The organism is Pantoea sp. GM01 (genome assembly GCF_000282675.1).
In the GTDB taxonomy this organism is placed as follows: domain Bacteria; phylum Pseudomonadota; class Gammaproteobacteria; order Enterobacterales; family Enterobacteriaceae; genus Pantoea; species Pantoea nemavictus.
Genome location: NZ_AKIU01000082.1, coordinates 1 through 14,567, shown reverse-complemented (window position 1 = coordinate 14,567; position 14,567 = coordinate 1). Strand labels below are relative to the sequence as shown.

The window sequence follows — 14,567 nt, the reverse complement described above, 5'->3', positions numbered from 1 at the left end:
CCCCAGCCGATGGCGAACGAAAGTTGCTCAGTGCTTAACTGATCGGCATTACGCGATAATCGCGCCGATATTAATTTTACTATTTCAACTCGCCTGCATGGTCTGCAACATATGCTGTGCCAACCGCAAACTCAGGGCTGCTCCGGTTAATGTTGGATTCATGCAGGAAGCCGATGGCATGACGCTGGTACCAGCAATCCACATATTGGGATGATCGTGCGTGCGGCAATGGCTATCGACCACCGAGTTCTTTGGATCGTCGCCCATAATGGTGGTGCCCATAATGTGCTGGCGATCCTGGAATTTGGTATCGATCGACAATATCTCCGCATTCAGCAGTTCAGCAAATTTGTGGAAATCCTTAATGCCCTCTTCTTTCCCGGCATGCCAGTAATCCGTCACGCTATAGTAGATCTCCGGTAACGGGATACCGATGGCATCCTTCTTGGTTTTACTCGGCGTAACACGGTTTTCCGCCAGCGGTAAGGTCTCAAAATCAATGGCAAAGTTGAGCGAGCGGGCCGACTGCCGGCGAATTTCTGCATCAAGCTGAGAACCCAGCACCCCTTTCTCAATCAGCGAGGCAGCATAATCAGCGGTGGGCACGGTGTTGCGCACTTTAATCTTATAGCTGGGAAAATCCTTGCGGAACGCGCCATCGCGATTGTTGAGATACACCAGCAGCTCGGTCGGTCCCTGACCCGGCCAGACATCTTCAGACATCATCACGTTCATGCTGATGCCGGTATGGCCCATCAGGTTGCGCCCAACCTGATCCGACGAGTTGGCGATGCCGTTCGGATATTTCTCCGAAGTCGACATCAACAGCAGTTTGGGCGATTCGATGCCGTAGGCCGCCAGCACAAAGTAGTTAGCGGTTAAATGATGCTCAGAGCCGTCCGGTTTTTTATACCAAATGCCGGTGATCTTGCCGTCATCAGCCGCTTCGATACGATAAACCACCGCGTTATCCAGCAGTTTTGCGCCCAGCCGTTCCGCTTCATCAATATGCATTGAGCCATCATATTTAGCGGCAATAGGACAGACCGGATTACAGTTATTATTGCCGCCGCACATTGGACGCTTGCCCCACGGCTTGGTCGCGCGCCCGTTCGGCTCCAGCACCGGGTTGTAGCCGCCTTTACCCAGCATTGCGGTTAAGCGGTCAAACAGATAACTGGTTGGCAATCCCGGCATTGGGAACGGCGTGGAGCGCGGCGGCCAGGCTTTGCCGCCCTGTCCACTCTCATCCTGGCCATCGACACCCGATACGCCTAACTCATGCTCGGCTTTGCCATACCAGGACTCCAGCTCGTCGTAGCCAAATGGCCAATCCCGTCCACGTCCATACAACGTGTTGAGCTTAAAATCATTGGGAATCATACGCCACAGCGCAGAACCGAAGTGCCACGTGGTTCCGCCCACCACGCGCAAATACTTGGTGGGATATTTTACCGGGCCTACCTGCTGCAAATAATCCCCGTAGGTGGACGGGATATGCGGCGGGTTGGGATAAGGCGAGCCAACGCCCTGCAATTTAATGTTGGTTAACGACATCTTGAACGGCGAGTTGCGGAAACGTTCGACGATCTCCTGGCGAGCGACGCGCGGCCCCGCTTCAAGAATGATCACCGATTTACCGGCTTTTGCCATTTGGCAGGCGATTAAACCGCCCATTACGCCCGAGCCAATAATGATGACATCGGCATCAACTTTTGGTGCACTCATGCGCCTTCTCCTGTGGTTGCCACTTTGCCATCTTGCGTCACTGCCCAATAGAACGGCCCGCCGCCGTAGGTCGGTACCACCAGAATATCTTTGGTGGGCAGGTACATCATCGCTTCTGCATAGGCAATCAGCTCCAAATCGCTGCCGTCACCCACCACGCCGGTGTACCAGGCGGAGATAATGCGTTTAGCCGTTTGCCATTCAGGCTTATCTGCACCGAATGCAGCAAGAAAATCATCCACATGGGAAAAGTTGCGCTGCTGCAGTAACGAACGTAGCTGGACAAGTTTCTCTGCGAAGGCTGCATCATGACGCAGCAAAGCAGCGAAATAGCGCTGGCCGAGGATCGGACCCACTGGGCGACTGACCAAAAACGTTGAAACATCAAGGAAGCCACTATCGGCTATCTGTTCCGCGGCGCGCGCGCGGGCTGGGAAGATTGAATTACACATCGCACCCAGTGACAAAATCCCCATGCCTTGCAGCAGACGACGTCGGGAAAGGTTATGCGCCATGTTTTTTCCCCCTGCGCGTAATGGCAAACAGCAGCACCAGTAAAATAATCACCACTATCGCGCCTCCACCCCAAACTGCAGGCTGCGCCAGACGTGCGATCAATGGACGCTCTCCGCCCTCACGCACCGTTTTCACCTGATCAGGCGTGACGTTGAGTTCGGCATTGCCAAAGTTTTTCAGCACATAGTTACTGACGTCGGCGATTTGCCGATCGGTTAATCGATCGGTAAACAATCCATCCGGGCCAAAGCCTGGCATCGCAACATCTTTGCCATTTACCTGGCGATGTACGCCATAGACGATGGTGGCGATCAGGTTATCCGCCTGTGGCGCACCGGTTGCGGTGTTATGGAATAGCGAAGGATAGAATTGATTACCCGCACCGTCCGCCTGGTGGCAGTTGGCACAGGAACTGGCGTAAACCTGCCAGCCCGCGTCGGGATGGTTAAGTGCGCGCTGGGCCATTTCATCGCTTGCCGGTTTACCCATGCGATCCCGTGGTTGACGGGTCGGTTGGCCCACGGCGGGAACCTGGCGCAGGTAAGCAACCATCGCGTTGATATCATCATCCGACAGATGCTGCAGGCTGTGCTCTACCGCTTCTGCCATCGGACCCGCCGCCTGCGCTTTACCCGCTACGTGGCCGGTTTTGAGATATTGCGCAATCTCCGCATCGCTCCAGTTGCCGATGCCTGCTTGATTGTCAGACGTGATATTCGGCGCATACCAGCTGCCAAGGCTGCCGCCACTCAGCGCGCGATCGTTGTTTTGCCCCATCAGTGCATTACGTGGTGTGTGGCAGGTATCACAGTGCGCCAGAGCATTGACCAGATAATCGCCGCGATTAACCTGCACCGATTTATCCTGGGCCGGAATAAACGGTTTATCATCAGCAAACAGCATATTCCAGAAAAGCATGCTTGAACGAATATTAAACGGGAAAGGTAAATCCGTTTTTGGCGGCACATTATCGTCCGCTTTCACCCCGTGCATAAAATAAGCATACAGAGCGTGAATATCCGCATCTGAAATTTTAGCGTATGAGGTATAAGGCATCGCCGGATAAAGATGCTGTCCCTGCTTATTTATTCCACTGCGTACTGCTTTAGCAAAATCTTGTTCGGTGTAATTACCAATCCCCGCTGTTTTAGATGGAGTGATATTGCTGGCGACGATATTACCGAGTGGAGAAGAGATAATATAACCGCCGGACATTTCCCTGCCCTGATTCGGTGCGGTATGGCATGCGCCACAGTCCGCGGCAATAGCCAGATACTTGCCTTTCGCAATAAGAGTCGCAGCATCGTCCGCACTTTCAGCATGTGCTGAAAATGTTGCCGACATGAGAATGCTCAACGCGAAAGGCAGACAACTCTGTCTCACCTTTCTTGCTTTCATTGTAATTGCTTCCGGTAAATAATTATTAGTATGGTAAAAACAATAATGCACTTCTGCAGCAAGGCCACAGAAGTGCAGATTATCAGAACGCTTAGATTCACAAAATACAAACAGTGCTATAACAATTCATAATCATTGAAGATGATATTTTCGCCACTGGCGGCCGTAATATCGACCTTGCCAGGTTCGGTTAAAAACGCATCGCCGGGATGGACCCAAATTTCTTTTACCCGATTGGCGTGAGCCTGATCGGCAACCAGAACCCGCCCCTCAGTAAAGAACACGCGCACGCCGGGCCCGTGTTGCGTGTATTCTCCGGTGCTGGCGCCCGGTTTCAGTGTGACCTTCCAGCCGCGGACGGTTTTCTTATCCAGTACCTGCTGGAAAGCATCACTGGCAGGCCGGGTGGCGTTACCAAAATGTTGCGGCCCGGGGATATTAATTTCAAAAGCGACCTGATGATTAACGGTGCTACCGGTATTGGTCACTTTATCGGTTTCTGACTTGCCCTGATGCGCGCCAAATTTAACATTACCGCTTTTCATTTCAGTGTTGTTAACGGGTTTATCCGGATATTCAATTTTCACCGGGCTGCCCTCAATATGTGTATTCACATAATCAAGATGCTGCTCATGAAACTGGGTAGATTGCCCCGGTTGAATCAACACGCGCATTACGGTGACGTATTTATTTTCCAGAATAACGTGATGTAGCGGTTCAAGATGGGTGGCGACGCCTTTTTCTGCAGCCTGCGCCTGCATTGCCACACTAAATAGGGTTGAGCAAAATAAGGTGCTCAGTAATGTCTTGCGAATAGTCGACATAAAAACTCCTTTACTGACAATATATATAACGCATCGAAAAAATAACGATCATCAATTACACAGAAAAAATAATGAGTGCTTTATTTACTCAACGATAGTGACCCAATTTGCGCCCTTTCCGGTGGGCACACGCTCAATTAATGTGAGCTTGCCGCTGTCTTGATCAATGGAGTAGAGCGACACCTGGGTTGACTTCTGACCCGATTCAATTAAATAGCGGCCAGAATTATCAATCGCAAATCCGCGCGGTTGTGCTTCTGTTTTGGTGCTATTAATCAGCGTTAAGCGGCCATCCTGCGGGGAAACGCGAAACGCCGTAATATTACTGCTGGTGCGTTCGGTGGAATACAGGAATCGGCCATTAGGGGTGAGGTGAATATCGGCTTGCCATAAGCGTGGTTTGGCCGATTTCGGCAAATCATCATCGCCAGTCAGTGGCCGCGCTTCACCGCGCTGCATGTTCGCCGCGATGAGCGGATCGAGTGATGGCGTCGCCTCATGCTCCGTCAGCGTGCCATCTTTATTCAGCGTGAGGCGCGAAATGTTGCCCGCCATTTCGGTCAGCAAATATAGATTCTGTTCACCTCGCCCATCACGCTGCGGTGCGAAGGCGAAATGGCGCGGCCCGGTGGCGGCTTCGCGCTGGATATTCACAAAGGCGGGGCTATTGGCCGTCACTTTTCCACTTTTGCTATCAAACCGATATTGCAGCAGCTGATCGGCGCCCAGCAACGGTACATATAAAAATTGATTGCTGGGATCGGTTTGGATCGCATGCGCCCGCTTGCCGGTATGCACCACTTGTACCGGCGCACTCTCTACTTTGCCATCGCTGGCGATGCGATTAATGCTGAAGAGATCCCCGCCGTAAGAGGAGGAGAGCAGAAAGCGCCCGCTTTTATCCAGCGCTAAATACGCCATCGCTTCAGGCAATGGGGTATCGGCAAAATGGCTCAGCGTCCCATCGGGCTGAATATGCCAGGCCGAAACATGGTATGGCTGGCTGCGGACCGAGACGTAAAGCGTTTTCTTATCCTGCGATACCACCATTGGCATACTTTTCAGGCCGCTGGGATATTCACCCACCGGCTTGAGCTGCTGCTGGGTCTTATTCAGCGCATAGGCCGTCACCGTGCCACTGTCGCCATTAGATACGTAGACAAATGACTTTTCCTGCGCCATTACCGCGGATGCAAACAGCATCATGCCGGCGGCCATTACCGTCTTGTTCATTGATAGGTCTCTTTTTTGTAGGGGACAGCGATCGAGTTACCAGCGCGTATTAAAGTGCTCACACAACTCCAATACCGCTTTCTCCGGCAGCGCGTCAGGCTTATCCACACAGTTCAGCCACAGTCGTGCGGTTTCTTCCAGCTCCTCAAGGGCAAAACTCACCGTCGAAACTGATTTGCCCCACATCACGGGCCCTAATCTTTCCAGCATCACGCCGCGCACCTCGTTTGCCAGTTCAGCAACCTGCTCTGCAACGTCGGCATGGCCCGGACGGCGATAATCGATCAACGGGATGCGCCCTACTTTCATCACCTGATACGGCGTGAGCGGCGGCAAAATACTGTCGCGTTGCCAAACGCCTGCCAGCGTAAGCTGTACCAGATGGGTGGAATGGGTGTGCACCACGCCGTGCGCGTCCGGGTTGCGATCGTAAATCTGGCGATGCAGCAGCAGCGTTTTTGACGGTTTATCGCCCGAAACCCATTCGCCATCGCGATTGACCTTAGCAATGCGGCTCGGCTCCAGATGCCCCAGGCAGGCGTCGGTTGGCGTAATCAGCCAGCCATCCTCCAGGCGAGCACTGATGTTACCCGCCGTGCCGGTGGTATAGCCGCGATTAAACAAATCGGCTCCTACCTGGCAAATTTCCTCACGCAATGACTGTTCATTTTGCATCGAAATCACTCCTATTGGTTGGCGGTGGCAATCACGTTGGTATCACCTTTGGGGTTGATCGGTAAGGGTTCCAGCTTGCCGAGCACAAACATAAAGGTCAGCGCGCCCAGCACACAGATGCCGCCCGCAACCAGCAGCGGTACCACAAAAGAACCGTGGCTCAGGCTCAACATCAAGCCGGTGAATGACGCGGTGACAATCCCAGCGAGGTTGCCGGCAAAGTTCTGAATACCGCCCAGCGTGGCGACGTAATTACTGGCTGGCGCCACGTCCGCAGGCAGCGTCCAGATATTGGCGGCGGTAAACGCTAAACCGGCGTAGGTAATGGAGAACAGCGTCAGAATGACCGCAATGCTGTCGGTAAAGGCCGCGAAGGCAATGACGCTGGAGAGCAGCATGCCGCTAATCAGGCAGGTTTTGCGTGCTACGGTCAGACTAAACCCTTTGCGGTACAGGGCATCTGAGACCACCCCACCCAGCAGGCTGCCCGGAATCCCCATCAGGGCAGGAATGGCGCCCAGCGTACCCAGCTCTTTCAACGAAAAGCCGTGCGCAACGGTGAGATAGGTTGGGAACCAGGTGACAAAAAAGTAGGTGGCGAAATTCATGCAGAAGAAGCCAATCATCATGCCCCACACGTTGCGATGGCGGAATAGCGACCACAACTCGACTTTCGCGTTGGCCTGCGTGGTGGGTAACGCGCGATCTTCCAGCAAATTCTGGCGCTCGGTTTCATCCAGGCCCTTCATCTCTTCCGGTTCGCGATAGAACACTAACCAGATCACCACCCAAATCAGCCCTAAAGCGCCAGTCACGATAAAGGAGGTTTCCCAGTTCCACACGCTAATCAGCCAGGCGACCAGCGGCAGCGCCAGCGCACTGCCAGCACGCGGACCGGCATCAAAAATACCGCTCGCCGTCGCACGCTGCTTTTTCGGGAACCAACTGTAAACCACTTTCACACAGCCCGGATTTCCGCCGGCCTCACCCAACCCTAATGCTAAGCGTGCCGCAAAAAGTGAAGTGAAACCTTTACCAAACGAGGTAAACACCGTAAACAACGACCACCAGCCTACCGCGATGGCCAGACCGGCGCGGGCACCGAGGCGATCGAGTAAGCGTCCAGCGGGGATTTGCATCAGCGCATAGGTCCAGAAAAAGGCGCCCAGAATCAGCCCCATGCTGGTGTCATCCAGCCCTAAATCGGCTTTGATGTGCGGTGCAGCGATCGCGAGGTTAATACGATCGATGTAATTGATTGCGATAGCGAAAAAGCAGAACACGATCATCAGCCAGCGAATTCGTGGATATCTGCGCATGGTGAATTCCTTTATGATTTATTGAGAGGTAACAAAGGTTCTGCGGCCCTGCGACGCCCGCAGCCCGCGTTGTGGTTAAATTTGGGGGTGACAGGTCATAAACGTGTTAAAAAACGTGAGCAGGCACACCCAACCTGATAACATGATGTCAAAAGTAAGCGATTACAAAATTCAGTCAAGCCAAAAGTAAGCGCTTTCAAAATTGATAGTGAGTTGTCTGCAATTTTTGTGGGCAAGCTCACTCTTTCTGCAGGAGTGACTTGATGAGTGAGAAGCAAAATGGATCTGGCCGCGTATCACTGGATGATGTTGCGCGTCTCTCAGGGGTATCAACGGCGACGGTTTCGCGCGTACTCAACGGCAGCACCACGGTAAAGGCGTCGCGTCGTGAAGCCGTGGAGAGAGCCTGCGAGGAGTTGGGATATGTCATCAACCGCGCCGCTCGCACCCTCGCCTCACGCCGCAGTATGACCATTGGCGCGGTGGTGCCGACGCTGGCGACCGAAACCTTTTCGCGCCCGTTGGCGGCTTTTCAGCAATTGATTCACGAAGCCGGTTATACGCTGTTATTGGCCAACTCAAATTTCGATCCGGAAACCGAGCTGAAAGAAGTTAATAAGCTGATTGAATACGGCATTGATGGCCTGATGCTGGTGGGAAATACCCACCATCCGAAGCTTTGGGAGCGCATTGTTCAGCAGGAGATCGCCTGCGTGCAGACCTTTTCGCAAGACAGCGAAAGACCTTGCGTTGGCTATGACAGCGAGGGTGCAGCGGAGAGCATGGCGCAACATTTGCTGGGCTTAGGGCACCAGCATTTTGCGGTGATCGTCGGCACGCCGCCGTCGAATGATCGTATTTCCGAACGTCTTAACGGTACGCGCCGCGCCCTACAGCAGCGCGGATTAACGCTGCCGGACACGCATCTCATTGATAACGCCTTCAGCATGAATGATGCGCGCCGGGCGGTGTTCCGCCTACTCGATGGCCCGCAGCCGCCTACCGCCATCATTTGCGGTAACGATCTGCTGGCGTTTGGGGCGATGCGCGCGGCCAGCGAGCGCTATCTGCGCATCCCTAATGATATCTCCATTGTCGGCTTCAACGACTACGAGTATGCCGAGCATCTGGAGCATCCGCTGACCACCATGCGCGTCGATTTAGCCTCAATTGGCGAGCATGCGGCCCACTATTTGTTGAACACGCTGAACAATCTGCCGGCACAAACGCATACGCAGATTGGTACCGAACTGATTGTACGGGGCAGCAGCGGCTCGGTGCCCCGTCAGGATCGTTAATCGCGGCTGACCATGCCAAACCGGCTGAACACGTCCGTCACCGGCGGCGTTTTCAGCCAGGTGAGAAAGGTTTGCGCCTGCGCTGGCTGCTTAGCACGACTCAACACCGCCGCAGAGAGCGAAATGGCCTGCTGCGTGCCGGGCGGCAGCGGCCCAACCACATCAATGCCCTCTACCATTAGCAATTCACTAATCTGCTGTATCGCCAGTTCGGCCTTACCGTTCACCAGTTGTTCCGCAGTAAACCCTGCCGGAATCACCGTACCGCGCGCGCGCAGTTCTGCATCGATATTGAGCTGTTTTAACAGCTGCGAAAACCATACGCCGCTGGCCCCCGCTTCTGACCAGGCTACCGAGCGTGCCGCCAGCAGCGCCTTGACCAGGTTGTCACGATTGCTGATATCCGGCTGTGCCGCGCCTGCCCGCACCGCGACACCGATCGGCGAATCAACCAGTTCAATCCGCGTGCGCGCATCGGCGATACCCGATTGCGTTAGGCGATCGAGCGTTTCAACCGTCGCAATCACCACCTCGGCCTGCGCGCCCGCAATGAGCTCCTTTTCGATAATGGTGCTGGGATGCCAGCGAATCGCCAGCGGTGTCGCAGGCTGTTGCGCCTGCCATGCGGGAATCAGCGTAGTAAAGGGCGCACTCAGTGCCAGCGCGCTGTAGATCGGCAGTTCCATGCTTAAGCCTCCCGCGCGAAAAGCGGTGCGCGACGCAGCAGCGCAGCGTCAAGTTGGTCAGGGCGCGTCACGCCAATCAGCGCTAAGTCGCGGTCAATTTCATCACGCAGGATATGCATAGCGTGCTCAATACCCGCCTGCGCGCCAATCACTGCGCCATACAGGAACGGACGTCCAAGAAACACGAAGTCGGCGCCCAGCGCCATGGCTTTCATTACATCGGTACCACGGCGAATACCGCTGTCGATAATCACCTTCATATCGCCCTTCGCGGCAGCAATTTCCGCCAGCGTATGCAGCGGCGGCACGGTGTGATCAAGCTGGCGGCCGCCGTGATTGGAAAGAATCACCGCATCCGCCCCGAGATCGCGCGCAATGAACGCATCATCCGGTGACATCAAGCCCTTAATCACTAGATTACCTTTCCATTTTTTGCGGATCGCTTCGACATGTTTCCAGCTCAGCTGGTCGCGGGCATTGGTGTTGCGCACTTTACTCGACATCATCGGCGGGCCGCGTTCGGCGTCGGTATTTTCAAAGTGCGGCGCACCATGGCGCAGGAAGGTTTGCGCCACCGTACCCAGCAGCCAGCGTGGGCTCATCGCGCTTTGCCACATCACTTTTGGCGTGAGTTTTATCGGCATACTAAAGCCGCTGCGGGTGTTGTGTTCACGATTACCCAGCATTGGCGTATCGCCGGTGACCACTAATGTTTTGTAGCCCGCGCGTTCAACGCGATCGACTAAACGATCGATACGCGGTTGATCGCCCGCCAGATAAGCCTGGAACCAGGCTTCCGGATTGGCAGCAATCACCTCTTCCAGCGGAATCAATGACGATGCGCTGAGGATCATCGGGACATTCATCGCTCTTGCCGCTTTCGCCAGCATAAGATCTGCGCGGTAACTGACAAATGACGCGCCGCCCAGCGGAGCAACGCCAAACGGATGCGACCAGTCATGACCCAGCAAATTAACCCGCTGATCGCGCCCCGACACGTCACGAAACATGCGCGGCACAAACACATATTGCTGGTAAGCCTCATAGGCGGCAGCCAATCCTCTGCCGGTTTCCACGCCGCCTTTAACGTACTGATAAATCATATTGGGTAACCGCTTGCGCGCGTGACGTTCAAAATCCTCCAGCGCCAGCAAGTCACGAAAATGGCGTGGCACCGTATTCGCAGGACGCACCTGCGCTTCGGGTGTCACGTTTACGTTAATAGCGGTGGTTTCTCCACGAATGGTCATAGTGCGTTCTCAGTGTTATCCAATAAGTAAGCGATTTCAAAATAGGCATTCTGACGAATGCTTCCAATCTATATCCTGCCAGATATACAGTTTTTTTATGTGACAGCTGTCACTATATCAAGACAAATGTAAGCCCTTACATTTTCATCTCAGATTAAGTATGGTGTGCTGTAATTCACTTGTGTATCGCTGGTGACGGAGAGAATGATGAGCCAACGCATAGTTTTATTGCATGCCACCCCGGTGGCGATGTCCCCTATTCAGGAAGCGTTTAACGATCTTTGGCCTGAAGCCGAAGTGGTGAACTTACTGGATGATGGTTTGACCCTCGATCGCGCCAAAGAGGAGCAGCTGTCGCGCCCGCTGATCGATCGCTTTGTGGCGTTTGGCCGTTACGGTTATGCGATGAATGCGCAGGGCATTCTGGTGACCTGCTCCGCTTTTGGCCCGGCGATTGATGAGCTCGCTGCGACACTGCCGGTGCCGGTGCTGAAACCCAATGAAGCGATGTTTGAAGCGGCACTGCAGCAAGGTGAGCGAATTGGTATGTTGGCCACGTTTGGACCGTCATTGGTAACCATGTGCGATGAGTTTAACCACTATGCCGCGCAAATTGGCTCAAACGCGACGCTGGAAACCGTGCTGGTTCCGGACGCTATCGATCTGCTGCGTAAAGGTGATGTCACCAGCCACAACCGTTTAGTGGCAGAGTTCGCGCCCCAGCTGAGCCACTGCGATGTAATTATGCTGGCGCACTTCTCAACGTCGCGTGCCGCCGCCGCCGTGCGTGAGCAGGTGGCGATTCCCGTGTTAACCGCGCCGCACGCGGCAGTGAAAAAAATGCAGTTGGCCATCGGAGGTGCAACATGCTGATTGGGGTCATTGCCGATGATTTTACCGGTGCCAGCGATATTGCCGTGACGTTATCGAAAGGATTGGCGGGTGAAGGCGGTTTACATACCACGCAATATCTCGGCATACCGCAACAGCCTGCAACGGCAGACGTTGAGGCCGGCGTTATCGCCCTGAAGTCGCGCTCCCTGCCCGCCGCAGAAGCGGTGCAGCAATCATTGGCCGCCTGCGAATGGTTATTGGATCAGGGCTGTACGCAGATCGTGTTTAAATACTGCTCCACCTTTGACTCCACCGACGACGGCAATATTGGCCCGGTGCTCGACGCACTCGCCGCACGTTTAGAAGCGCGGCGCGTCATTGTTTGCCCTGCATTCCCCGCCATGGGACGTACGGTTTATCAGGGCAATCTGTTTGTCCACGATCGCCCACTGAATGAGTCCGGGATGGAACATCATCCGCTCACGCCGATGAAAGATGCTGATATCCGCCGCTTACTGGCGCGTCAGGCTCGCACGCGCGTCAGCCACATTCGCTGGCAGCAGGTGGTACAAGGCAGTGAACAACTGCGTGAAACGTTGCAAGCCCACAGCGAAGATGAGCCGCAATTACTGGTTGTCGATGCGCTGAGCGACCACGACCTGACGATAATCGGCGTCGCGGCGGCGGAAGCGCGGCTGATCAGCGGTGGTTCGGGCATTGCACTGGCGTTACCGCACAACTTTATCAGTGCGGGTAAGGCACAGGGAGATAGCCGTAAATTACCCGCGATCGCTGGCCCCAGTGCGATTCTGGTGGGCAGCTGTTCTGGCGCTACGCGCGGACAGATTGAGGAGCACCAAAAACACCATGCGGTGCTGGCGATAGAGATTCAGGATGTGATGGCGCAACGCATTCACGCCGATGACGTGGTGAACTTTATCCTTGCGCATCAGGATTATTGCCCGCTGGTTTACTCATCGGGCGATCCGACCAGCGTGAGGCAAGCGCAGCAGCAGTTTGGTCAGCACAACATCTCACAACGTCTTGATCAGCTGTTTGGAGACAGCGCACGCAAGCTGGTGTATGAAGCGGGCATTCAGCGTTTGGTGGTGGGCGGCGGAGAAACGTCGGGTGCGGTCGTCAGTGCGCTTGATTTAGGTTGTTTGCAGGTTGGCCGCGAAATCGATCCCGGCGTGCCGGCGCTGTTTGCTCAGCGCGATCGCCCGCTGGCGCTGGCGCTGAAATCGGGTAATTTTGGCCGGCGCGATTTCTTCTCCCATGCACTTAAGGTTTTAGCCGCTTCAGGCGATTAACTCCCCAAAAAACAGAAGACAACCTCTGGATGACGTTGTCTTCTGTTTTCGTTAGCGCCCACCGAACGCCGGCAGCAGCTGAAACCAGCTCAGCAGCCAGGCGAGAATATTCAGCGCACCAAATATCAGCAGTAATATCACCGCCAGCGAACAGCGCTGCTGTGACTTCCATGCCAGCAGCGCCGGAATAAACACCGCCCACAAAGTCGCAAAAAGTCCGGCAAAACCAATCGCCGCGACAAATCCGTGCGGCCACAGGATCGAAGCCATCAGCGGCGGCAAGAATGTCAGGCACGCCGTTTGCAGGCGTGCACCCGGTGAATTGCCGAGGCTAAGGCGATCGGCGATGAAATCAAACAGTCCGGCGGTGACGCCCAGAAATGAGGCGATTACTGCAAAATGCGAGAAGATCGACATCATGAGCGATAGCGCATTGACGTGCAGATGTTCACGCAGCGCCGCCATCAGCGCAGCGATATCGCCGCCCTGCTTCACGATTGCGGGAAACGCCGCGCGCGGCAGATTACCCATGGTGCTGGTTAGCCAAAACAGATACAGCGCCAGTGACATCAGCGTGCCCAACACCAAAGCGCGCGTGATGTGTTTTTTATTGCCGGCGTAATAGCTGACTAGCCCGGTGATATTGCCGTGATAGCCAAACGAGGCGAGACAAAACGGCAGTACGCCCAGCGCATACGGCCAGTAACGTTCCCCGGCCGCTGGCGCGCTCAGCAGCGATGGCACATTCACCTGCGTCAGCAAGCCGCCGAATAGCAGAATGAGCAGCAGAATTTTGGCCAGTACGCAGAAGGTCATTAAACGACTGACGCCGGTGGTGCCGAGCCACACCACCGCCGCCACACACACGGCCAGCAAAATTTTCGCCTCAGCGGTGGAGATGGGCAATCCCGCCTGGTTAAGTGAATGTTGATAGACCGGGCCGCTGGCGGAAATGTAGGCGTAGGTGAGAATGCCGAGTACAAACAAGATGCTGAGGCCATTGAGCGCTGCCCATCCGCGCCCCAGCAGATCTTTGGTCAAGGTATCGTAGCCCGCGCCCGGCGGATAGGTCAGGCTCACGCGCATAAACAGTAAGCCGGATAGCAGCATGCCGCCCCAGCTGATCAGCAGCAGCACCATTGCCCAGCCAAACCACGCACCCGCCATCACCACCGGCAGCGTAAACATGCCGGCACCCACCACGGTGCCGCAAATAATCATCGCGCCCCACCAAACGGAAGGCTGGCGGCGGGACAATGTCATCTCCGTCATCACTTATTCCCTACAAAACAGCTTAAAGGCGGCGATGATACACGGGATAACGCTAAGAAGAGAGTTTGTAACCAGATAAAACGCGCATCAGCAAGATCTGAACGCGCGTTTGGCGAGAGGAGAGTAACTCAGCGATAGAATGCAGGTTTTGCCGGCATGGTGACCGGCACGATGTCACCGGAGATTTGCGCCGCCACGCAGGCATCGGCGGCGACCGCCGC

The 14,567-nt window shown here is 55.0% G+C and carries 13 protein-coding genes; 3 read left to right on the top strand and 10 right to left on the bottom strand.

Annotated features, from left to right (window positions below):
- Nucleotides 1-84: 84 nt before the first annotated feature.
- The 7 genes from PMI17_RS20980 to PMI17_RS20950 all read right to left on the bottom strand — a co-directional run bounded on the left by PMI17_RS20980 (nt 85) and on the right by PMI17_RS20950 (nt 7,693).
- Nucleotides 85-1,728 carry a GMC family oxidoreductase gene (locus PMI17_RS20980; RefSeq protein WP_007892503.1) on the bottom strand — a complete coding sequence of 548 codons (1,644 nt, stop codon included), beginning with the start codon at nt 1,726-1,728 and terminating at the stop codon, nt 85-87.
- On the bottom strand, nt 1,725-2,243 hold the full coding sequence (locus PMI17_RS20975) for a sugar dehydrogenase complex small subunit (protein WP_007892501.1): 519 nt from the start codon (nt 2,241-2,243) through the stop codon (nt 1,725-1,727). Before PMI17_RS20975 ends, PMI17_RS20980 begins: the two co-directional genes overlap by 4 nt.
- Nucleotides 2,233-3,642, bottom strand: coding sequence for a cytochrome c (locus PMI17_RS20970; RefSeq protein ID WP_007892499.1), 1,410 nt, complete (start codon nt 3,640-3,642; stop codon nt 2,233-2,235). Before PMI17_RS20970 ends, PMI17_RS20975 begins: the two co-directional genes overlap by 11 nt.
- Nucleotides 3,643-3,758: 116 nt before the next feature.
- Nucleotides 3,759-4,466, bottom strand: a complete 708-nt coding sequence (locus PMI17_RS20965; protein ID WP_007892496.1) for a hypothetical protein — start codon at nt 4,464-4,466, stop codon at nt 3,759-3,761.
- Between the two features lie 84 nt (nt 4,467-4,550).
- Nucleotides 4,551-5,699, bottom strand: a complete 1,149-nt coding sequence (locus PMI17_RS20960; RefSeq protein ID WP_007892495.1) for a beta-propeller fold lactonase family protein — start codon at nt 5,697-5,699, stop codon at nt 4,551-4,553.
- Nucleotides 5,700-5,735: 36 nt separating this feature from the next.
- Nucleotides 5,736-6,374, bottom strand: coding sequence for an aldolase (locus tag PMI17_RS20955; protein WP_007892494.1), 639 nt, complete (start codon nt 6,372-6,374; stop codon nt 5,736-5,738).
- A gap of 11 nt (nt 6,375-6,385) precedes the next feature.
- On the bottom strand, nt 6,386-7,693 hold the full coding sequence (locus PMI17_RS20950) for an MFS transporter (protein WP_007892493.1): 1,308 nt from the start codon (nt 7,691-7,693) through the stop codon (nt 6,386-6,388).
- Between the two features lie 263 nt (nt 7,694-7,956).
- Between PMI17_RS20950 and PMI17_RS20945 the strand changes: the two genes are divergently transcribed.
- A complete protein-coding gene (locus PMI17_RS20945; protein WP_007892492.1) occupies nt 7,957-8,991 on the top strand; it encodes a LacI family DNA-binding transcriptional regulator in 1,035 nt (344 codons plus the stop codon).
- Here the strand turns inward: PMI17_RS20945 and PMI17_RS20940 are convergent.
- Nucleotides 8,988-9,677: a substrate-binding domain-containing protein gene (locus PMI17_RS20940; RefSeq protein WP_007892491.1), complete on the bottom strand. Its 690-nt coding sequence runs from the start codon at nt 9,675-9,677 to the stop codon at nt 8,988-8,990. The genes PMI17_RS20945 and PMI17_RS20940 overlap by 4 nt on opposite strands.
- Before the next feature lie 2 nt (nt 9,678-9,679).
- On the bottom strand, nt 9,680-10,927 hold the full coding sequence (locus PMI17_RS20935) for an alpha-hydroxy acid oxidase (protein WP_007892489.1): 1,248 nt from the start codon (nt 10,925-10,927) through the stop codon (nt 9,680-9,682).
- A 207-nt stretch (nt 10,928-11,134) separates the two neighbouring features.
- Between PMI17_RS20935 and PMI17_RS20930 the strand changes: the two genes are divergently transcribed.
- Entirely contained in the window at nt 11,135-11,800 is a 666-nt protein-coding gene (locus PMI17_RS20930) for an aspartate/glutamate racemase family protein (RefSeq protein WP_007892487.1), read from the top strand.
- Complete coding sequence (otnK, locus tag PMI17_RS20925) at nt 11,794-13,074, top strand: 3-oxo-tetronate kinase (protein WP_007892485.1); 1,281 nt, start codon at nt 11,794-11,796, stop codon at nt 13,072-13,074. The genes PMI17_RS20930 and otnK overlap by 7 nt, the downstream gene beginning before the upstream one ends.
- A gap of 51 nt (nt 13,075-13,125) precedes the next feature.
- Here otnK and PMI17_RS20920 read toward each other — a convergent pair whose 3' ends face one another.
- Complete coding sequence (locus PMI17_RS20920; RefSeq protein WP_007892483.1) at nt 13,126-14,346, bottom strand: aromatic amino acid transporter; 1,221 nt, start codon at nt 14,344-14,346, stop codon at nt 13,126-13,128.
- Between the last annotated feature and the right edge of the window lie 221 nt (nt 14,347-14,567).